The organism is Pseudomonas mohnii (assembly GCF_900105115.1).
Taxonomy (GTDB): domain Bacteria; phylum Pseudomonadota; class Gammaproteobacteria; order Pseudomonadales; family Pseudomonadaceae; genus Aquipseudomonas; species Aquipseudomonas mohnii.
Genome location: NZ_FNRV01000001.1, coordinates 3,219,809 through 3,240,441 on the forward strand (window position 1 = coordinate 3,219,809; position 20,633 = coordinate 3,240,441).

The 20,633-nt window shown below is 59.8% G+C and carries 19 protein-coding genes; 10 read left to right on the top strand and 9 right to left on the bottom strand.

Annotated elements, in window-relative coordinates:
* Nucleotides 1-32: 32 nt before the first annotated feature.
* A complete protein-coding gene (locus BLV61_RS14895; protein WP_047535826.1) occupies nt 33-707 on the bottom strand; it encodes a methionine ABC transporter permease in 675 nt (224 codons plus the stop codon).
* The gene (locus tag BLV61_RS14900) at nt 707-1,714 is read right to left on the bottom strand and encodes a methionine ABC transporter ATP-binding protein (protein WP_090466098.1); all 1,008 of its coding nucleotides are present in this window, start codon (nt 1,712-1,714) and stop codon (nt 707-709) included. The genes BLV61_RS14895 and BLV61_RS14900 overlap by 1 nt, the downstream gene beginning before the upstream one ends.
* Nucleotides 1,715-1,923: 209 nt before the next feature.
* Here BLV61_RS14900 and katE point away from each other — a divergent pair, with 209 nt between their 5' ends.
* Complete coding sequence (katE, locus tag BLV61_RS14905; protein ID WP_090466102.1) at nt 1,924-4,062, top strand: catalase HPII; 2,139 nt, start codon at nt 1,924-1,926, stop codon at nt 4,060-4,062.
* 105 nt (nt 4,063-4,167) lie between these two features.
* Here katE and BLV61_RS14910 read toward each other — a convergent pair whose 3' ends face one another.
* Genes BLV61_RS14910 through zur form a run of 4 tightly spaced genes read right to left on the bottom strand, consistent with a single transcriptional unit; the run spans nt 4,168 to nt 6,973 of the window.
* Complete coding sequence (locus BLV61_RS14910; RefSeq protein WP_090466105.1) at nt 4,168-4,887, bottom strand: PA5502 family lipoprotein; 720 nt, start codon at nt 4,885-4,887, stop codon at nt 4,168-4,170.
* A 37-nt stretch (nt 4,888-4,924) separates the two neighbouring features.
* Entirely contained in the window at nt 4,925-5,713 is a 789-nt protein-coding gene (znuB, locus tag BLV61_RS14915) for a zinc ABC transporter permease subunit ZnuB (RefSeq protein WP_047535815.1), read from the bottom strand.
* Nucleotides 5,706-6,491, bottom strand: coding sequence for a zinc ABC transporter ATP-binding protein ZnuC (gene znuC / locus BLV61_RS14920; RefSeq protein ID WP_090466108.1), 786 nt, complete (start codon nt 6,489-6,491; stop codon nt 5,706-5,708). The genes znuB and znuC overlap by 8 nt, the downstream gene beginning before the upstream one ends.
* On the bottom strand, nt 6,491-6,973 hold the full coding sequence (zur, locus tag BLV61_RS14925) for a zinc uptake transcriptional repressor Zur (RefSeq protein WP_047535811.1): 483 nt from the start codon (nt 6,971-6,973) through the stop codon (nt 6,491-6,493). The genes znuC and zur overlap by 1 nt, the downstream gene beginning before the upstream one ends.
* A 66-nt stretch (nt 6,974-7,039) precedes the next feature.
* On the opposite strand from zur, the gene BLV61_RS14930 reads away from it, so the two are divergent.
* Nucleotides 7,040-7,960 (top strand): zinc ABC transporter substrate-binding protein, encoded by a 921-nt coding sequence (locus BLV61_RS14930; RefSeq protein WP_177329338.1) that lies wholly within the window; start codon nt 7,040-7,042, stop codon nt 7,958-7,960.
* 45 nt (nt 7,961-8,005) lie between these two features.
* Here the strand turns inward: BLV61_RS14930 and BLV61_RS14935 are convergent, their stop codons facing one another.
* Together BLV61_RS14935 and BLV61_RS14940 are read right to left on the bottom strand one after the other, a co-directional pair.
* Entirely contained in the window at nt 8,006-8,956 is a 951-nt protein-coding gene (locus tag BLV61_RS14935; RefSeq protein ID WP_047535808.1) for a homoserine kinase, read from the bottom strand.
* A 57-nt stretch (nt 8,957-9,013) separates the two neighbouring features.
* A complete protein-coding gene (locus BLV61_RS14940; RefSeq protein WP_047535807.1) occupies nt 9,014-9,304 on the bottom strand; it encodes a DUF2782 domain-containing protein in 291 nt (96 codons plus the stop codon).
* A gap of 74 nt (nt 9,305-9,378) precedes the next feature.
* On the opposite strand from BLV61_RS14940, the gene polA reads away from it, so the two are divergent.
* On the top strand, nt 9,379-12,183 hold the full coding sequence (gene polA / locus BLV61_RS14945; protein WP_090466113.1) for a DNA polymerase I: 2,805 nt from the start codon (nt 9,379-9,381) through the stop codon (nt 12,181-12,183).
* A gap of 291 nt (nt 12,184-12,474) precedes the next feature.
* Here polA and yihA read toward each other — a convergent pair whose 3' ends face one another.
* Nucleotides 12,475-13,116, bottom strand: coding sequence for a ribosome biogenesis GTP-binding protein YihA/YsxC (gene yihA, locus BLV61_RS14950; protein ID WP_047535804.1), 642 nt, complete (start codon nt 13,114-13,116; stop codon nt 12,475-12,477).
* A gap of 191 nt (nt 13,117-13,307) precedes the next feature.
* On the opposite strand from yihA, the gene BLV61_RS14955 reads away from it, so the two are divergent.
* From BLV61_RS14955 to BLV61_RS14990, 7 genes are all read left to right on the top strand, one after another.
* On the top strand, nt 13,308-13,598 hold the full coding sequence (locus tag BLV61_RS14955) for a c-type cytochrome (protein WP_047535803.1): 291 nt from the start codon (nt 13,308-13,310) through the stop codon (nt 13,596-13,598).
* Between the two features lie 46 nt (nt 13,599-13,644).
* On the top strand, nt 13,645-14,268 hold the full coding sequence (locus BLV61_RS14960; RefSeq protein ID WP_047535802.1) for a c-type cytochrome: 624 nt from the start codon (nt 13,645-13,647) through the stop codon (nt 14,266-14,268).
* A gap of 199 nt (nt 14,269-14,467) precedes the next feature.
* A complete protein-coding gene (gene dsbA / locus BLV61_RS14970; RefSeq protein ID WP_090466117.1) occupies nt 14,468-15,109 on the top strand; it encodes a thiol:disulfide interchange protein DsbA in 642 nt (213 codons plus the stop codon).
* Nucleotides 15,110-15,123: 14 nt separating this feature from the next.
* A complete protein-coding gene (locus BLV61_RS14975; protein ID WP_047535800.1) occupies nt 15,124-16,002 on the top strand; it encodes an endonuclease/exonuclease/phosphatase family protein in 879 nt (292 codons plus the stop codon).
* Entirely contained in the window at nt 15,999-18,059 is a 2,061-nt protein-coding gene (locus tag BLV61_RS14980; protein ID WP_090466120.1) for a GGDEF domain-containing protein, read from the top strand. Before BLV61_RS14975 ends, BLV61_RS14980 begins: the two co-directional genes overlap by 4 nt.
* 103 nt (nt 18,060-18,162) lie before the next feature.
* On the top strand, nt 18,163-18,942 hold the full coding sequence (locus BLV61_RS14985; RefSeq protein ID WP_090466123.1) for an N-acetylmuramoyl-L-alanine amidase: 780 nt from the start codon (nt 18,163-18,165) through the stop codon (nt 18,940-18,942).
* Nucleotides 18,943-19,018: 76 nt separating this feature from the next.
* Entirely contained in the window at nt 19,019-20,632 is a 1,614-nt protein-coding gene (locus tag BLV61_RS14990) for an EAL domain-containing protein (RefSeq protein WP_047535792.1), read from the top strand.
* Nucleotide 20,633 lies beyond the last annotated feature (1 nt).

A 20,633-nucleotide genomic window follows, 5' to 3' on the forward strand; every position in this document is an offset into this window, starting at 1 on the left:
CAGCGCCTGCCAGCCAATGGCCAGTTCATTGATCATTTACGGGAAAAGTGGACAACCAGTTTGTCGCCGACGGTTTGCAGTACCTGAACCAGTACCAGCAGTAAAATCACGGTGACCACCATCACATCAGTTTGAAAACGCTGGTAACCGAAACGAATCGCCAGGTCACCCAGCCCACCCGCACCGACCACACCCGCCATCGCCGTGTAGGACACCAGTGTAATCGCTGTCACCGTAATCGCCGCGAAGATGCCCGGACGGGCTTCAGGCAGCAACGCATTGGTGATGATCTGCCGCGTCGTCGCACCCATGGACTGGGTCGCTTCGATGATGCCGCGATCCACTTCACGCAAGGCGGTTTCCACCAGTCGCGCGAAGAACGGCGTGGCGCCCACCACCAGAGGCGGAATCGCACCGGCGACACCGAGGGAAGTACCAGTGATCAACACGGTGAACGGAATCATCACGATCAGCAAAATGATGAACGGCAGCGAGCGCAGGATGTTCACCACCAGCGACAACATCGCGTAAATGCCTTTGGCTTCCAGCAACTGACGCGGGCTGCAGAGGAACAACAACACACCCAGCGGCAGACCCAACAATACGGTGAACAACAGCGAACCACCGAGCATCAGCAAGGTGTCACCGGTGGCCAGCCAGATTTCGAACCAGTCGATATTGGCGAAGAAACTTGTCAGGGCTTCCATCAACGCAGCACCTCCATGTGGACGTCGGCGGCGCTGAAGCGGGCGAAGGCCGCCTCCATGTCACCACCGGTCACGGCCAGGGTCAGTTGCCCGTAGGGAATGTCTTTGATGCGATCGATACGACCGGCGAGGATGCTGTAGTCCACACCCGTTTCCCGCGCGACGGTACCCAGCAGCGGCGCGTAGGTCGCTTCACCCTGGAAGGTAAGACGCAGGATGCGCCCCGGTACGTGAGCGAAATCATCGCGCTGTTCGCTTTCGTCGATTTGCTCGTCTTCTTGCACGAAGCGCTTGGTGGTCGGGTGCTTCGGATGCAGGAACACCTCGGCCACCGAGCCTTGCTCGACGATCACGCCAGCGTCCATCACCGCCACCTGGTCACAGACACGACGGATCACATCCATCTCATGGGTAATCAGCACAATGGTCAGCTTCAGCTCGCGATTGATTTCGGCCAGCAATTGCAGAACCGAGGCCGTGGTCTGTGGGTCCAGGGCACTGGTGGCTTCGTCGCACAGCAGGATTTTCGGCTTGGTCGCCAGGGCGCGGGCAATGCCGACACGCTGCTTTTGACCGCCAGACAATTGCGCCGGGTACTTTTTGGCGTGGTCGGACAAACCGACCCGGGCCAGCAATTCGGCCACACGCCGATCGATGTCAGCACGCGACAGCTCACCGGCCAGAGTCAGTGGCAGCGCGACGTTGTCGGCAACGGTCTTGGACGCCAGCAAATTGAAATGCTGGAAGATCATCCCGACCTGTTGACGGAAACGGCGCAAACCGTTGGCGTCGAGCGCCGTGACTTCTTCGCCATCAACGATGATCTTGCCGCCACTGGAGCTTTCCAGGCGATTGATCAGGCGCAGCAGGGTACTTTTTCCCGCACCGGAGTGGCCGATCAGGCCAAAGACCTGACCGTTCTCAATCGTCAGACTGGTCGGGTGCAGGGCGGGAATTTCCTTACCGGCGACGCGGTAGGTTTTATGGACGTTTTGAAACTCGATCACGTAGCGAACCTTGTGGGGCGCGTTAGAAAAGGATCAGCGGTTAGCCGGGCGCGCATTTTAGCCTGTCCGTATAGAGGTTCTTAGCATTTATTTCGCATTCAACCAGCCATTTGGCAATAACGCGATCAAAGGTCAGATAAAAGGAACGGTCAAAAACGTCATCAGTCACTACTTAAGCCACTCGAAAATAGCCCGAGGAGTTATGCCTGATGAGTACCAAGAAGCCTGCCGCCCCCAAGAGCGCACTGGCCGGGACCGATACCCTGGACCGCAGCAACACCAACGCCAAACTCGATAGCCTGGAAAAATTCCGCTCCGACGCCACCGATCAGGCCTTGCGCACCAATCAGGGCGTGAAGGTGGCGGACAATCAAAACACCCTGAAGGCCGGGGCCCGCGGGCCTTCGCTGCTGGAAGACTTCATCATGCGTGAAAAAATCACGCACTTTGACCATGAACGCATTCCCGAGCGCATCGTTCACGCTCGGGGCACGGGTGCCCATGGCTTCTTTCAGTCCTACGAGAACCATAGCGTGCTGACCAAGGCGGGTTTCCTGCAGGACCCAAGCCAAAAAACGCCGGTATTCGTTCGTTTTTCCACCGTGCAAGGCCCTCGTGGATCGGGCGACACGGTCCGTGATGTACGAGGCTTCGCGGTGAAGTTTTTCACCGACGAAGGCAACTTCGATCTGGTGGGCAACAACATGCCGGTGTTTTTCATTCAGGACGCCATCAAGTTTCCTGACTTCGTGCATGCGGTGAAACCCGAACCCCACAATGAGATACCCACCGGCGGCTCGGCCCACGATACGTTCTGGGACTTTGTCTCGTTGCAGCCGGAATCGGCGCACATGGTGATCTGGGCCATGTCCGACCGGGCGATCCCGAAAAGCCTGCGCAGCATGCAGGGTTTCGGCGTTCACACTTTCCGCCTGATCAATGCCGAAGGAAAATCACGCTTCGTCAAATTCCACTGGCGCCCTACGGCCGGGACTTGTTCGCTGGTGTGGGATGAAGCGCAGAAACTGGCGGGCAAGGACACCGACTACCACCGTCGCGACCTCTGGGAATCCATCGAGATGGGGGACTACCCGGAATGGGAACTCGGCGTACAGGTCATCGAGGAAGAAAACGAACATGCCTTCGATTTCGACATTCTCGACCCCACCAAGCTGATTCCGGAAGAGCTGGTACCCATCACACCGCTGGGCAAAATGGTGCTCAATCGCAACCCCGATAACTTCTTTGCCGAAACCGAGCAGGTCGCCTTCTGCCCGGGCCACATTGTGCCGGGAATCGATTTCTCCAACGATCCGCTGCTGCAAGGCCGGCTGTTTTCCTACACCGATACGCAGATCAGTCGACTCGGCGGACCGAACTTTCACGAGATTCCCATCAACCGTCCGGTCACGCCGTTCCACAACGGCCAGCGGGATGCGTTGCACCGCACCACGATTGATAAGGGCCGCACATCCTACGAACCAAACTCAATCGACGGCGGCTGGCCGAAAGAAACACCACCCGCCGCGCAGGACGGTGGTTTCGAGACGTATCCTGAACGCATCGATGCCAACAAGATTCGTCAGCGCAGCGAGTCGTTCAGCGACCACTTCTCCCAGGCACGGCTGTTTTTCCACAGCATGAGCAAGCATGAGCAGGAGCACATCATCTCGGCGTACAGCTTCGAGCTGGGCAAGGTTGAACGGGAGTTCATCCGCGCACGGCAAGTGAACGAGATCCTCGCCAACATCGACCTGGAACTGGCCAAGCGCGTGGCGCAGAACCTGGGCTTGCCGGCACCGAAGGCCGGAACGGTCGATGTGCCGAAGATTTCTCTGGAGCGTTCGCCTGCCCTGAGCCAGGCCAATCTGCTACCGGGCAATATCAAGACGCGAAAAGTCGCCATCCTTGCAGCCAACGGTGTCGATGGTGCGGCCATTGATGCCATGAAGAAAGCGCTGGAAGCCGAAGGTGCGCACGCCAAACTGCTTGGCCCGACTTCCGCCCCCGTGACGACCGCCGATGGCAAGGCATTGCCAGTGGATGCATCCATGGAAGGTTTGCCTTCAGTGGCGTTCGACGCGGTGTTCGTGCCGGGTGGAGCCCCATCGATCAAAGCCTTGAGCGCAGACGGCGTGGCCCTGCATTACCTGCTCGAAGCCTACAAACACTTGAAAGCGATCGCGCTGCAGGGCGAGGCGAAGCAGTTACTGGATGTGTTGAAACTGGAAGCCGACGCGGGGTTGATCGTTGGCGCGGATGCGAAGCTGATCAAACCGTTTTTTGCGGCCATCGGGCAGCATCGGGTTTGGGACAGGGAGCCGAAGGCCAAGGCTGTTCCGGCCTGAAAATTTATAGCGATTGAAAGGCCGTCATCGCGAGCAAGCTCGCTCCTACAGTTGATTTGCAGTGAATACAAATCGAACGTGGGAGCGAGCTTGCTCGCGATGCTTTTAAGGTTTTTTGCGAGGACTGAGCACCATCTGCGCCGGAACGCTGCGCAGAATCTGCCGCTCCAGCTTCAGGTCGAACTCCGGATCGAGTTTCTTCACCCGCTTGCTCAGCAAATTCGCCAACCAGGGATAATCATCAGTACGCGGAGCCTGAATGCTCACATCACACTGAAAATTCACCACATCGGCGGCGATAGCGTCCAGTTGTCGACGCAGTTTGCCCATATCGTTGATATTCAGCGCAACCGTGGTGCTTTCAGCCGTGGGGTCGATGACCTTGGCTTTTGGCTGGGCTTCGGCTGCCTGCAGAGCAGCTTCGGCCTTTTCCAGTTCAGCCTTGCGCGCTTGGGCGATGGCGCCATTGACCCCACCAGTCAGCGCCGGCGCCTTGGGCATGAGCGCACGGGCACGACTCAGGGCGGTGGCTGCGGCGTTTACATCACCTTTTTGCAACACGATCTGACTGCGCATCAAATAGGCTTCAGCCAGTTGACGCTGGTATTGCTCAAGGGATTGATCGTTGGGCGATTCGGCCTGCAAGGCAGCCAGTTGATCTTCCGCCGTGGCCAGTTCGCTGCTGGCCAGACTTTGCTCAAGCTGTGCAATGGCGGCGGCCCGCGCATCGGGGGCTTCGGTGGCCGCCGGTGGCGTGCTTTGGCAAGCGCCCAGCAGCACGGAAAATGCGACAAGGAGCAGATAACGGGAGGCGAACGACTTCATTCCTGCGACTCTCTATTTGCGCAAAAAACGAGCAAGTCTACACCCCTCGACGGGGCAGAACAAAACTCAGCAGAAACAGCGCAGCGGCTGTCACCACAATTGACGGGCCGGCCGGGGTGTCCTTGAACCAGGACAACGCCAATCCGCCACACACGGCAAGTATGCCCAGCAGGCTCGCACCCAGTGCCATCTGTTCCGGTGAGCGGGCGTGACGCTGTGCCGCAGCCGCCGGGATGATCAGCAACGAAGTGATCAACAACACACCGACGATTTTCATCGCCACGGCAATCACCACGGCGATCAACAGCATCAGCGCCATGCGTAATCCGGCTACGGGCAAGCCCTCGACCCTGGCCAGCTCCTCGTGCACGGTGATGGCCAACAACGGCCGCCACAAGGCTACCAGCAGCGCCAGAACGGCCGCGCTACCACCCAGGATCCAGGCCAGATCGGTCGGGCTGATCGCCAGCAGGTCGCCGAACAAATACGCCATCAGGTCGATCCGCACTTCGTGCATGAAGCTTAGTACCACCAGGCCCAGAGAGAGCGTGCTGGGTGCGAGAATTCCCAAAAGCGTGTCAGACGCCAGCGGCTGACGCTGTTGCAAAGTCACCAGCAACACCGCCAACAGCAAGCAGCCCACGGTCACCGCAACGGTCGGACTGACATCCAGCAAAAACCCCAACGCCACGCCCAGCAGGGCCGCGTGGGACAAGGTGTCGCCAAAATAAGCCATGCGCCGCCAGACCACGAAGGAACCCAGAGGCCCCGCGACTACCGCCAGGGCCAGACCTGCAAGCAGGGCGTAGAGCAGAAAATCAGCCATGCTTGCAGCTATCTCCATGGACATGGGTATGGCCCGATCCGGGCGCCTTGACCACCGAGCCATGCAGATCGTGGGCGTGGTCGTGATGGTGGTGATAAATCGCCAGGCTTTGTGCGTTTTTTCCGAACAGCTCGACGAAGGCCGGATCGCCGCTGACTTGCTCAGGGTGACCGGAACAGCAAACGTGGCGATTGAGGCAAACCACCTGGTCAGTGGTGCTCATCACCAGATGCAGGTCGTGCGACACCATCAATACCCCGCAACCGTGACGGTCACGCAGACGGGTAATCAGGCCATAGAGTTCGGCCTGACCGGCCACATCGACACCTTGCACCGGTTCGTCGAGCACCAGCAGTTCCGGCTCGCGCAACAAGGCCCGGGCCAACAAGACACGCTGCATTTCACCGCCGGAAACACTTTGCACCGGGCTGTCGATCACCTGCTCGGCACCGACTTCCTTGAGGGCCGCCAGGGCCATTGCGCGGTCCACGCTCGGCACCAGACGCAAGAAGCGCAGAACCGAGAGCGGCAGTGTCGGATCGACGTGAAGTTTTTGCGGCATGTAACCGATGCGCAGTTTCGGCTTGCGCCAGACGCTGCCACTGTCTGGCTTCAACAGACCGAGCACGGCGCGCACCAACGTCGTCTTGCCTGCGCCATTGGGGCCGATCAAGGTGACGATCTGGCCCGGCTCGACGCTCAGCTCGATATTATCCAGCACACTTTGCCCGGCAAACGTGACGGCAACCTGCTCGAGGCGGATCAGCGCGTTGCTCATCAAGCCCCCTGACAACCAGAGCAAAGACCGATCACTTCGACGGTCTGGCCTTCAACGACAAACCCGACATCCTGGGCGCTGGCGATGATCGCATCGCTGATGGACTTCTGTTCGAGCTCGATCGCCGCGTGACAGTCGCGGCAAATCAGGAACTGGCCCTGATGCGCGTGCTCCGGGTGATTGCAGCCGATGAAGGCGTTGAGCGAGGAGATCCGGTGAACCAGGCCGTTCTCCAATAGAAAATCCAGCGCCCGGTACACGGTCGGTGGCGCGGCGCGGCGGCCGTCCTGCTCACTCAGCACCGCGAGAATGTCGTACGCGCCCAGCGGTTTGTGGCTTTGCCACACCAGTTCCAGCACCCGCCGGCGCAAGGCGGTCAAGCGCAGGCCCTGGCGAGCGCATAGCGCATCGGCCTCGGACAAAGCGCTGTGAACGCAATGAGAGTGGTCGTGGGGACGGCTGGCAATCGGTGTTTTAGGCATGAGCGGCGACGCGTATGGTGAGAGACGTTATTATGTTACCCGTTCTCGCCTCTTCGAGTGGTCATCGTGTCCCGACTTTTTTCTGTTTTTGTCGCGTTTATCGCCAGTTTTCTGCTGATCGGTTCGGCCCACGCCGAAGTCAAAGTCCTCACCAGCATCAAGCCGCTGCAATTGATTGCCACTGCGGTGCAGGACGGCGTGGCGATTCCGGAAGTACTGCTGCCGCCGGGAGCCTCACCGCATAACTATGCCTTGCGCCCTTCCGACGTACGAAAAGTGCAATCGGTGGATCTGCTGTACTGGATCGGCCCGGACATGGAAGGCTTCCTGCCACGCGTGCTGAACGGTCGTACGCTGCCGAGCGTCGCCGTTCAGGATCTGCCGGGCATGAAGCTGCGCCGTTTCGCCGAAGATAGCCACTCGCATGCCGAAGATGCCGACGAGCATGATCACGATCACCGGCCCGGCAGCCTGGACGCACATTTGTGGCTATCGCCGATCAACGCCCGTGTCATCGCGGCGAAAATGGCGGCTGACCTCAGTGCCGCCGATCCCGCCAACGCTGCGCGCTATCAAAGCAATCTCAAGGCGTTCGATGAACGTCTCGATGCGCTGGATCTGCGCCTGAAGAAACGTCTGGCCGGCATTGAAGGCAAACCTTACTTCGTGTTCCACGAAGCCTTCGATTACTTCGAGGACGCTTATGGGCTCAAGCACACCGGCGTTTTCAGTGTTGCAGCCGAAGTGCAGCCCGGCGCCCAGCATGTCGCGGCGATGCGCGCGCGGCTGCAGGAAGTGGGCAAGACCTGCGTGTTCAGCGAACCGCCGCTGCGTCCGCGCCTGGCGGAAACCCTGGTGGCCGGGCTGCCGGTGAAACTGGCGGAACTGGATGCGCTGGGCGGATACACGCCCGCGACTGCCCAGGGGTATGAGCAGGTAATGGAAAAATTGGGCAATGACCTGGCAGGCTGCCTGGAGTCGCTATAAGTGACGCGAAACCAGTGGTGAGGGGGCTTACCCCCTCACTACCCATCAAAGAGCGAAAGGCAGCGGCGTACTGACCTTCTGGCGCTGCGCCAACCGCAACTGAAACTCCATCGGATCATGAATCAACACGTCCTGCCCGGCGAACGACTCCGCCGCGATCAGGCGTGACAGCCAAAAGCGCACGCAAGCCACCCGCAGCATGGTCGGCCATAGCTCGGCTTCGGCAGCAGTGAATGGCCGCAGGGCCGCATAAGCCCCCAACAAAGCCCGGGCGCGTGGCCCATCGATCAACCCCTCTTCGTCCGAACACCAGTCATTCAAGGCAATCGCCACGTCGTAGAGCATCGGCCCCGAACAGGCGTTGTAGAAGTCGATCAATCCGGTCAGGTGCGTACCTTCGAACATCGCGTTGTCGCGGAACAGATCGGCGTGGATGTTGGCTCGCGGCAGCGCCAGAATTTTCTCTTTTTGCCGGGTGATTTCTTCCAGTGCCCGTTGCAGCAGGTCTTTCTGCTCGGCATTCAGGTGCGACAGGAACTGCGTACCCTCTTCCAGCATCCAGTCGAGGCCGCGATCGGTTTTGCGCTTGATCATGTTGGCTTGGGTCGCCAGGTGCAGGTGACCGAGCAGCTCGCCGACTTGCGCGCAATGTTGCGCATTGGCTTCCTTGATGTGCTTGCCGGCCAGGCGCGGTTGCAACAGCGCTGGCTTGCCGGCCAGTTCGCGCAGGGCAACACCGTCGGTGGTGCGCAAGGCGTAAGGCACCGGCAGATCAGCCTCGTGCAGCACATCGAGCAGCTCAATGAAGAACGGCATCTCCTGGACCGGGCCACGCTCGACCAGGGTCAGGACGAATTCGCCCTGCTCCAGGCTGATAAAGAAATTGGTGTTTTCGCTACCGGCGGCAATCCCCTGGAAATCAAGCAGGCGGCCGAGGCCATAAGGGGCGAGAAAAGCTTCCAGCTCGGGCCGAGCCAGGGGAGTGAACACAGACATGTTTAAACTGCCAGTACGGGCGCCGCCAGTGGGCCAGCGCCAATTGAAATTAAGAAACTATTTCCACTCAAAGATCTTCCACGCCGGAATCAGCATATCCGGCTGATCCGAGCGGATGTAGTTTGCATCGGTGCCATCGGCACGCACAAGAAAGTACGGCTTACCCAACTTCGGCGTGACCTTGATGGCATACAAGAAACCATTCTGCCGATATTCCTGAATGGTTTTATCGCCTTCCGTGCGAATGGTTACTTCCGGATCTGCGGAAGGCGCATTGTCCGCCGCCATGGCGGCTAATGGAGCGATCGCAAACAAGCCAGCCAGCAACAGGCGATTGAGTGTGCACATGATAACCTTGTCCCTTTGTCGTCAACGGTCCCGCTATTCTAGCGCCGGACCCGCCGAAAAGGTTGATCCTGCTCATGAGCCAAGCTCCCCTCGTCCTGGTGGACGGTTCTTCTTACCTGTACCGCGCCTTTCACGCGCTGCCGCCACTGACCACGTCCAAAGGCCTGCCGACCGGTGCGGTCAAGGGCGTACTGAACATGCTCAAGAGCCTGCGCAAGCAATACCCGGACAGTCCGTTCGCCGTGGTGTTCGATGCCAAGGGTGGGACATTTCGCGATGACCTGTACGCCGAATACAAGGCCAACCGTCCGAGCATGCCCGACGACATGCGTGTGCAGATCGAGCCGCTGCACCAGAGCGTGATCGCTCTGGGCTTCCCGCTCCTGTGCGTTGATGGCGTCGAAGCCGATGACGTGATTGGCACGCTGGCCCGCAGCAGCGCAGCCGCCAACCGTCCGGTGATCATCTCCACCGGCGACAAGGACATGGCGCAACTGGTCGACGGCCACATTACCTTGGTCAACACCATGACCGGTAGCAGCATGGACGTGGAGGGCGTGAAGGAGAAATTCGGCGTCGCTCCCGAGCAGATCATCGATTATCTGGCGCTCATGGGCGATTCTTCCGACAACATTCCGGGAGTTCCGGGCATCGGTCCGAAGACCGCTTCCGGCCTGCTGGTCGGGGTCAATGGCGGGTTGACCGAGCTCTACGCCCAGCTCGATATCGTACCGACCCTGCCGATCCGGGGCGCCAAGACCCTGCCGGCCAAGCTCGAAGAGCACAAGGAAATGGCGTTCCTGTCCTATCAACTGGCGACCATCAAGGTCGACGTGCCGCTGGATATCGGCCTCGACGACCTGCAAATGGGTGCCGAAGATCCGGAAAAACTTTACGAGCTCTACAGCCTGCTGGAGTTCAAGAGCTGGTTGAACGATCTGCAACGCGACGCCAAGCGTATCGAACTGAGCGCTGCCGCCGAGCCAGAGCCGCTCGCCGATCTGTTCAGCGCCGCCAACGCCGAAACGCCAGCGGCCACCTCCGAAACCCGGTACGAAACCGTTCTTGATCAAGCACGGTTCGATGTCTGGCTGGAGAAACTGAACAACGCCAAATTGTTCGCCTTCGACACCGAAACCACCGGCATCGACGCGCAACAGGCGCAACTGGTGGGCCTGTCGTTCGCCGTGCAGGCCAACGAAGCGGCCTACATCCCGCTGACCCACTCCTACATCGGCGTGCCCGAGCAACTGGACCGCGACACAGTCCTGCGCGCCCTCAAACCGATTCTGGAAGACCCGAACAAGCTCAAGGTCGGCCAACACGCCAAGTTCGACATGAATATCCTGGCCAACTGCGCCATCGGCGGCGACCAGGCCAACGGCATCACCGTTCGCGGCGTCGCCTTCGACACCATGCTTGAGTCCTACGTGCTCAACTCCACGGCGACCCGCCATGACATGGACAGCCTGGCGCTGAAGTACCTGGATCACACCACCGTGAGTTTCCAGGACATCGCCGGTAAAGGTGCCAAGCAGCTGACGTTCGACCAGATTGCCCTCGAGCAGGCCGGGCCTTACGCTGCCGAGGACGCCGACATCACTTTGCGCCTGCACCAGGCGCTGTTCGAGAAACTCACCGCTATCCCGAGCCTGGCCAGCGTGCTGACCGACATCGAAATCCCGTTGGTGCCGGTGCTGGCGCGCATCGAACGCCAAGGGGCTTTTGTCGATGCCGCCCTGCTGGGCGTGCAAAGCATCGAACTGGGCGACAAGATGGTAGCGCTGGAGCGCGAAGCCTTTGAGATCGCCGGCGAAGAGTTCAACCTCGGTTCGCCCAAGCAGCTGGGGACCATCCTCTACGAGAAGCTCGGTCTGCCGGTGCTGAAGAAGACCGCCAAGGGCCAGCCATCCACCGCCGAGGAAGTATTGGCCAAACTGGCCGAGGACGACTATCGCCTGCCGAAAGTGCTGATGGAATACCGTTCCATGAGCAAGCTGAAAAGCACCTATACCGATCGCCTGCCGGAGCAAATCAACCCGCGTACCGGGCGCATCCATACGTCTTACCATCAGGCGGTGGCTTCCACCGGGCGCCTGTCCTCCAGCGATCCGAACCTGCAGAACATTCCGGTGCGCACCGCTGAGGGGCGTCGCATCCGCCAGGCTTTCGTGGCCCCGGCCGGTTACAAGTTGCTGGCGGCGGACTACTCGCAGATCGAGTTGCGGATCATGGCTCACCTGTCCCGCGATGAAGGCTTGATGAACGCCTTCCGTCACAATCTGGACGTGCACACCGCGACCGCCGCCGAAGTGTTCAAGGTCGAACTGGCCGACGTCACTTCCGACCAGCGCCGCAGCGCCAAGGCGATCAACTTCGGTCTGATCTACGGCATGGGCGCGCAAAAGCTCGGCAAGGACATTGGCGTGGACACCAAGACCGCCAAGGCCTACATCGATACTTACTTCGCCCGTTACCCCGGCGTTCGCCAATACATGGACCGCACCCGTGCGCAGGCGGCGGATCAAGGGTATGTGGAGACGTTCTTCGGGCGGCGGCTGTACCTGCCGGAGATCAACTCCAACAAGCCGCAGGAACGCGCCGCCGCTGAACGCACAGCGATCAACGCACCGATGCAAGGCACGGCAGCGGACATCATCAAGAAAGCCATGGTCGCGGTGGATAACTGGCTGGCCACATCCGGCCTCGATGCCAAAGTCATCCTGCAAGTGCACGATGAACTGGTGCTTGAGGTGCGTGAAGACCTGGTCGAACAGGTCAGCGAGGAAATTCGCCTGCACATGAGTGGCGCGGCGAAGCTGGACGTTCCATTGCTGGTGGAAGTGGGCGTGGGCAACAACTGGGATGAGGCTCACTGAGCCTTCTGACGAGACACTGCTCTCCTGCTGCGGCGAAGTGCCGCAGCAGAGCAAGCGAAGGGTGATTATTCCGGAAGGCACTTAGGGTTATTCCAAAGGCATTCGAAAAAAATCTGAACTAATCGGCCAAAACACCACTCAGAGTTACTGAATGGCTGGTGAAGCCCTTCGATGCTCCTATGTTGTGTTAAGTGTTGGCAGATATCTGGACCCCGCCCTAGCGGTCTAGAACTTGAACCCCGGACCTTCCCCCTCCCCATAGAAGTCCGGGGTTTTTTTTGCCTGCAGCTTTTACTCGGCCGCTTCGGCGCCCTTGTCCGCCAGCTCCATCCAGTCCGCCAGTACAGTGTAGGCGTCTTCCAGGCCCATGCGTTTTGGCGCCGAAAAAAGCTGAATGGTCACGGCATCGCCCCAACCCTTGCGGATTTCCGACTGCACTTTGAGCAGCGTGTTCTTGGCTGCACCGTAGGTGAGCTTGTCCGCTTTGGTCAGCAGGATATGCATGGGCATGCCGCTGGCCACGGCCCAATCGAGCATCAGCAGGTCGAAGTCGGTCATTGGATGACGGATATCCATCATCAGAATCAGCCCCTTCAGGCTTTCGCGGCTGCCCAGATACGCTTCCAGGTGACGCTGCCAATGCTGCTTGAGCGGAATGGGTACTTTTGCGTATCCGTAGCCTGGCAGGTCGACCAGACGGCGTTCATCGTCTAGCTTGAAGAAGTTCAACAACTGTGTGCGACCTGGCGTTTTCGAGGTTCGCGCCAGGCTCGCGTGAGTCAGGGTGTTAAGCGCACTGGACTTGCCGGCGTTGGAACGACCGGCGAAGGCCACTTCAAAGCCTTCGTCATCCGGACATTGGTCGACTTTGGCGGCGCTGAGCATGAAGGTGGACTGTTGGCACAGACCGAGGATGGGGTTCTTGAGTTGCATGGGATTTCCGATGTGGGCGGCGCCTGGAATGGGCGCGGCAAGCGGTGTCGCTTCCGTTTCACTGACGCCAGTATATAATGCCGCAGATTTTGTGTGCGCTTTGTCCCAGCGTAGGATGAAGTTCATGAGAGCGATAGACCTTGATTGCGCATTAGAACGCAACACGCTCTCAACCCTGAAAAGGTCGTTTTATGACGAAATGGCTGCTAGTTGCCGGTGTCTTGATGCCGCTTTACAGCGCTCAGGCTACACAGGATCCGGAAGCTGTGTACAACCGTGTTTGTGGTGCCTGTCATTCCGGCCAACTACCCATGGCGCCCCGCAAGGGCGATCAGGCAGCTTGGACGCCGAGGTTGGCGAAAGGTATGGAGACGCTGGTGCAACACGTGACCCAGGGTTTCAAGGCGATGCCGCCGCGTGGTTTGTGCATGGACTGCAGTGCCGAGGATTACCAGGCCATCATCCATTGGATGAGCGAGTGATCCCGGTCCATAACTCTTTAACCCTTAGCCGTAGTTGGATTAGCTGATGAACAAATTGATCGTGAGTCTGCTGTTGACCGTGGGGATCTCCGGCATTGCCCATGCTGCAGGTGAGCCAGTAAAACCTGGTGACGCCACTGCAGGCCAGGCAAAAGCCGCCGTATGTGGTGCCTGTCATGGCCCGGATGGCAACAGCATGGCGCCTAACTTTCCGAAGCTGGCCGGCCAGGGCGAACGCTACCTGACCAAGCAACTGCACGACATCAAGTCGGGCAAGCGCACGGTTCTGGAAATGACGGGCCTGCTGACCAACCTGAGCGATCAGGACCTGGCCGATATCGCTGCCTATTTCTCCAGCCAGAAAGGCAGTGTCGGTGCCGCCGATGAGAAACTTGTGGCTCGCGGTCAGGATTTGTTCCGTGGCGGCAAAGTGGATCAGGGCATGCCCGCGTGCACCGGGTGCCACTCGCCTAATGGCGCGGGTAACGCGGCAGCCGGCTTCCCGCACCTGGGCGGTCAGCATGCTCAATACGTGACCAAGCAACTGACTGACTTCCGTGAAGGTAACCGTACGAACGACGGCGACACCATGGTCATGCGCAGTATTGCCGCGAAGCTCAGCAACAAAGACATCGAAGCGGTGTCCAGCTACATTCAGGGCCTGCACTAAGACCGGCGAATCGGGCGTTGCGCAGGGCGTCTATCGCCTGCCACGTTAACGCTCGATTAATCCGTCGCAGCAAGTATAAAAAGGGTGGCTTTGGCCGCCCTTTTTTGTGGCCGCTGCCGTTACACTACAGAACTCAAGCCCGCCAGAACCTGTCTGAAAACAGGTCGCGCGTGGCGATAAATTTGTCCAGGAGTAAAGCATGCGTAATCTGATCATCAGCGCCGCACTCGTCGCTGCCAGCCTGTTCGGCATGACTGCCCAGGCCGCCGAAGCCCCCGCTGCCCCTTATGTCGAACTGACTAATCCGGTTCCGGTTGCCGTGCCTGGCAAGATCGAAGTGGTGGAGCTGTTCTGGTACGGCTGCCCGCATTGCTACGCCTTCGAGCCAGTGATCAATCCGTGGGTCGAAAAACTGCCGTCCGACGTGAATTTCGTACGTATCCCGGCCATGTTCGGTGGCCCATGGGACGCCCACGGCCAAATGTTCCTGACCCTTGAAGCCATGGGCGTCGAGCACAAGGTGCACGCTGCGGTGTTCAATGCCATCCAGAAAGAACACAAAAAGCTGACCGACAAGAATGACATGGCGGACTTCCTGGCCACCCAGGGCGTAGACAAGGATAAGTTCCTGGCCACCTTCGACTCCTTCGCCATCAAGGGCAAGATCGTCCAGGCCCGCGAACTGGCCAAGAAATATGAAATCACCGGCGTGCCAACCCTGATCGTCAACGGCAAGTATCGCTTTGACGTGGGTTCTGCCGGTGGTGCCGAACAGGCTCTGCAACTGGCCGACAAACTGGTCGACAAAGAGCGAGCCGCCAATAAGGCTGCTGCCAACTAAGCGCGGTACTGAGCATGCGCCGCTGGGGAACCGAACGCGTCGTTGGCCTGCATGATCCGCAGGTCAACGAACACCATCTGGAGTCTACGGGCTTGCCGGCGGACAGCCGTCTGCGCTTGCTCAGCTTCAACATTCAGGTCGGCATCAGCACCGAGCGCTATCGGCACTACCTGACCCGAGGCTGGCAACATCTGTTGCCGCACCCCGGGCGTGCCGACAATCTGCAGAAAATCGGCAATCTGCTCGGCGACTTCGACCTGGTCGCCTTGCAGGAAGCCGATGGCGGCAGCCTGCGTTCAGGCTACATCAATCAAGTCGAACACTTGGCCCACCTCGGCGCCTTCCCCTACTGGTATCAACAACTCAATCGAAATCTCGGGCGTCTCGCTCAGCACAGCAACGGCGTGCTGAGCCGCCTGCGTCCGTGGGCGATTGAAGATCATCCGCTGCCGGGGCCAAAAGGCCGCGGGGCGATTCTGGTGCGCTTCGGCGAGGGCCCGGAGGCCTTGGTGGTGGTCATGATGCACCTGGCACTGGGCGCCCGCGCCCGCAGCCTGCAACTGGCCTATATCCGTGATCTGATTGGCGATTACAAGCACCAGGTACTGATGGGCGACATGAATACTCATGCCAGCGACTTGCTGCAAAACTCGCCATTACGTGACCTCGGCCTGCTGGCCCCGCAACTGGAAGCGACCTTCCCCAGCTGGCGTCCGCAGCGCTGTCTGGACCATATTCTGTTGAGCCCGACCCTGACCCTTGAAAAGGTCGAAGTGCTGGCCCAGCCCATTTCCGATCACCTGCCGGTCGCGGTAGAGATTCGTCTGCCGGGTTCGCTCACGGCCGATGCATTGCCCGCGTTGAGTCCTGCCCCTCGCGGATCCCTTGAATGAGCGACGAAACACAGCGCTGGAAAGAGAAATACCTCAAAAGCATCGAACAACAGGAAAAGCTCGAACGTCGCTGGGACGCACGCCTCGACTTGCTGCGCCGCGGCCTGGTACGCAGCACCCTGGCGGCGGAAGGCACCGACCGCGCCGTCGACCAGTGCATGAAGGAAATGCGCGAAGTGGTGCGCTCCGACGACATGGACGCCGGCCTGGCCGCCCTGCTCCCGCGCCTGGAAAAAGCCGTGCTCGACTCCGAGCAGCGCCGGGAGACACGTGTCAACCAGACCAGCGCCGCACTGACCGCCCTGGTCACTCAACTGCAAAAATTGCCGCTGCCCAGAGAAGTCCGGCGACCACTGAAGAATTTCGCCAAACAACTGGACAGTCGGGTCAGCCAGGCCCGCGAGATCCCTTTGCTCCTGAGTGAGCTCAGCGGTCTGCAAGGCAAGGCCCTGAGTCAGCTGGATAGCCCCACAGAACCCGATCGACCGGGGCTGTTGCAGCGGCTGTTCGGTCACCGCGAAACCGAGGAAGCGGCCGTCGCCTTGGAACAGGCCCCCATCGCGCCGTCCGCCGAAGCCGTTTCCGCACCGGCTGCCGCGACCCCCTCAGTACCTGTGGATCTCGCACCCGCCGTCGACGAACCGCCGAAGGCGCTTCCGGTTTCTCCCGAAGCGGTTTCCACCCCACCGGCCATCGAAACTTCATCGCAAACGACAGAATCGTCAGCCGTACACGCAGTTGTTCCGCCAGCCCCGGAACCTCGACAAAAGCCCGACTCGCCCATCGAGATGACGGCCCCACCTGCTTCAGAGGCACCCAGGGAAGCGGAATCCTCCTCCGTCGTGCCAGTGGCGCAGACTGAGCTGGGGACCAACCCTGACGAACTGACCCCGGTGGTGTTTCTCGACACCCTGCCACTCCCGACGCCCATGGCCCAGGCACTGGCGGCCATCGATCCGGAGCAATCCGAGGACGACGTACTCTATGCCCTGCCGGACTCGCCCGAGCCGTCGTACAGCTCGGTCGCCAAACACATCGAAGATACCTTGCTGGGCCTGCTCGACGACCTGACGCTACCTGAACGTCACCGCCCGCAAGCCGAGTCGATGCGTGACCGCCTGAAAAATGGTTTGAACTGGTACGAGTTGCTACCGATCCTCGACGATCTCGCCACCTTGATGCTGGCGATCTCCGACAGCGGCCAGCACGAATTCGAGACTTACCTGCAACGACTCAACGAACGACTCGAATCGTTCCAGAGCAATCTGCAGGCTGCCAGCGACGGTCATGCCGACAGCCGGTCTGCCGCGCAAGCCATGGACACGCAGATCCGCGAACAAGTCGACGGCTTGCAGAACAGCATGCATGAAGCAGCAGACCTGGATGACCTCAAGCAAGTACTGGAGAACCAGCTCGAAGGCCTGCTGGGCACCATGGACCAGCACCGCAAGCAACGCGACGAGCGTGAGCAGGAGGTGGCGGGCCGCCTGAAAAGCCTGGCCGAACGGGTGGCCCTCATGGAGCAGGAGGCCCTGGGCTTTCGCGAACACCTCGAAGAGCAACGCCAGAAAGCCTTGATCGACCCGCTGACCGGCCTGCCCAACCGCGCCGCCTGGAGCGAACGCCTGGACCACGAAATCAGCGAGTGGCAGCAACACGGCAACACGCTGATGCTGGCGATGCTCGACCTCGATCACTTCAAGCGTATTAACGATAACTACGGTCACCTGGCGGGCGACAAAGTGCTGAAACTCATCGCCAGCGTGCTGCGCAAACGCCTGCGTGGCACGGATTTCATTGCACGCTTCGGCGGCGAAGAGTTTGTCCTGTTGATGCCCTCCACCGTGCCGGCGGCCGGCATGAAGCTGCTGGAATACCTGCGCGCATCCATTGAAGCCTGCCCTTTCCACTTCAAGGGTGAGCGGGTGACGATCACTATTTCCATGGGCCTGACGGCGTTCAAGCCTGGGGAACATAGCGACCTGGTGCTTAAGAGAGCCGATCAGGCGCTATACCGGGCAAAAAATGCAGGACGAAACCGGGTGGAACTGGGCTGACGGGCAATTGTTCCATTTTGTTTAAAACTGCGCGATAGGCGTCCGCACGCAAGGCAGTACGTTACACTGTTGCATTACTGCCTTGCGTGTATTGCCCTCGACCATGAAATATTTCGCTCTTATCGTGTCGCTGATTCTGCTGGCTGGCTGCGCCAGCGGCCCCCGCTTCGACACCAGCCACCCCTCCGCCAACCACGACAGCCGGATTCAGTTCGTGGTGCTGCATTACACCAATGCATCCCAGGAGGCCTCTCTGCAACTGCTCACCCACGGTGAAGTCAGTAGCCACTACCTGATTGGCGACGACAAGAACGCGACCATTTTCAAACTGATGGACGAAAACCAGCGAGCCTGGCACGCCGGGGACAGCCAATGGCAAGGACGGACCTGGCTCAACTCCAGTTCCATCGGCATCGAAATCGTCAATCCGGGGTTCAAGGACACTCCGACCGGACGTCTCTGGTATCCCTACAGCGAAGCCCAGGTCCAGTCGCTGATCGTCCTGCTCAAGGACATCAGCAAGCGCCACGCCATCAGCCCTCGCAGCATCATCGGCCACAGCGACATCGCACCGCTGCGCAAACTCGATCCCGGGCCGCTGTTTCCCTGGAAACGCCTGGCGAGCGAAGGCATCGGCATTTGGCCGAACGAGCAAGCCGTCGCGAGGCAACAAGCGATATTCGAGGCACAGTTGCCGAGCATCACCTGGTTTCAGACACAGCTGGCCCGCGTCGGTTACGACACGCCGCAAACCGGCGAACTGGACGTGGCAACCCGCCACGTGCTCACCGCCTTTCAAATGCACTTCCGGCCGTCACGCTACGACGGAACCCCGGACGCGCAAACGGCAGCCCTCCTTCAGGTGCTTAATCAGACGAAATAATGACGCCCGCCCGGCGGTCAACGCACTTTCTCAATCAGCAGCTATAACTCATTGGTAATCCGTCGGATATTCCAAAATGACTGCTGCTCGAGACATGCTCCGTAGCTGGTTCTATCGCCCCTGGTTCTTGGCGATGCTCGCTGCTGTCTTAAGTGCTTCACTGCTGTTGGCCGGCAGCTACTTCGTGGCCATCCAGCAGGTCGAACAAAACGAAAGTCAGGAAATGAATGCCCAAAGCGAACGTTTCCTCGCCCGCCTGGAGCAACTTTTCGGGCAATTGCGCGAAAGCCTCGATGACCTGGAAGCGCAGCCATTGCGAACCTGCAATGACGAGATGATCGCGACCCTGCAGCAAGTCAGCTTCAATTACCGCTTTGTGTATGAAGCCGCCTATATGGACGCGGAGCGGATCTGCTCGAACCGCCCCCGCCAGGAAGGTTTGTCGCTGACCCGGCCACCGGACATCAAGGGGCCCACCTACAGTTACTGGCTGAACACCACCACTGAACCCGATGAAAACCGTGCGGCGCTGATGCTCGGCCGTGGCAATTTTCGTGTGGCCACGTCTCGCGGCCACTTGACCGACATGGTCGACCTGTCACCGGGCAGCAGTTTGTTGGTGGTTCTCGATCATGGCACCAGGGCAATTCCGGTGTTGGGTGACTCACAGGTCTGGTCGCTCACCGAACCTTGGCCACTCAATAGCCGCGACGCACTGCAAGTCACGCAGTATCGTCTGATTTACCGCATGCCCACCGCCAACCCGGAATTCCAACTGGTGCTGATCAGCCCCCGCACGAGCACCCATATACCGCCGATGTGGTGGTGGTTGTTACCGGTCAGTCTGGTGCTGGCTGCCTTTGTCGGCTTCCTGGTGTTCCTGCTGGTACGCCAGCGACAGTCGCTGGATGCGGAACTGACGGGGGCCATTCGCCGCGGCGAGCTGCAAGTGTTGTATCAGCCGATTTTCGATCTCGACAGTCGCAACTGCGTCGGGGCCGAGGCCTTGCTGCGTTGGCGCAGGCCGGACGGCAGCCTGACCAGTCCCGACCTGTTCATCCCCATGGCCGAGAATACCGGCCAGATCCGGCAGATGACCGACTTCGTCCTGCAACGCCTGCTTGAGCAGCTCGGGCAAGTGCTGCGGGCCAATCCGCAGCTCTACATCTCGGTCAACCTGGCGGCGTGTGATGTCATGATCCCGCGCATCGGCCAGGTGATGGCACGCCTGCTCACCTTGCACCGGGTCGCGGCCAAGCAAATTGCCTTCGAAGTCACAGAACGCGGACTGATCGATGTCGAGGTGGCGCGGGAAAACCTGCAAGCCTTGCGGGACGTCGGGCATCAGGTGTTGATCGATGACTTCGGCACCGGCTATTGCAGCCTTGCCTACCTGCAAACCCTGCCCGTGGATTGCCTGAAAATCGACAAGGCCTTTATTGATGCACTGGGTCATGACGCGGCGAGCAGCGGCGTGGCCCCGCACATCATCCACATGGCTCAGTCACTGCACTTGAAGGTCATCGCCGAGGGCATCGAGCATGAATCCCAGGCCGCGTTGTTGAGCAGTGAAGGCGTGAAGTTCGGCCAGGGCTGGTTGTTCGCCCATGCGCTGAGTGCAGTACAACTCATCGAACTGATTACTCGGGGTCGCCGAGTGAACAAGCGACGCCTGGATGACGAGGCCTGAA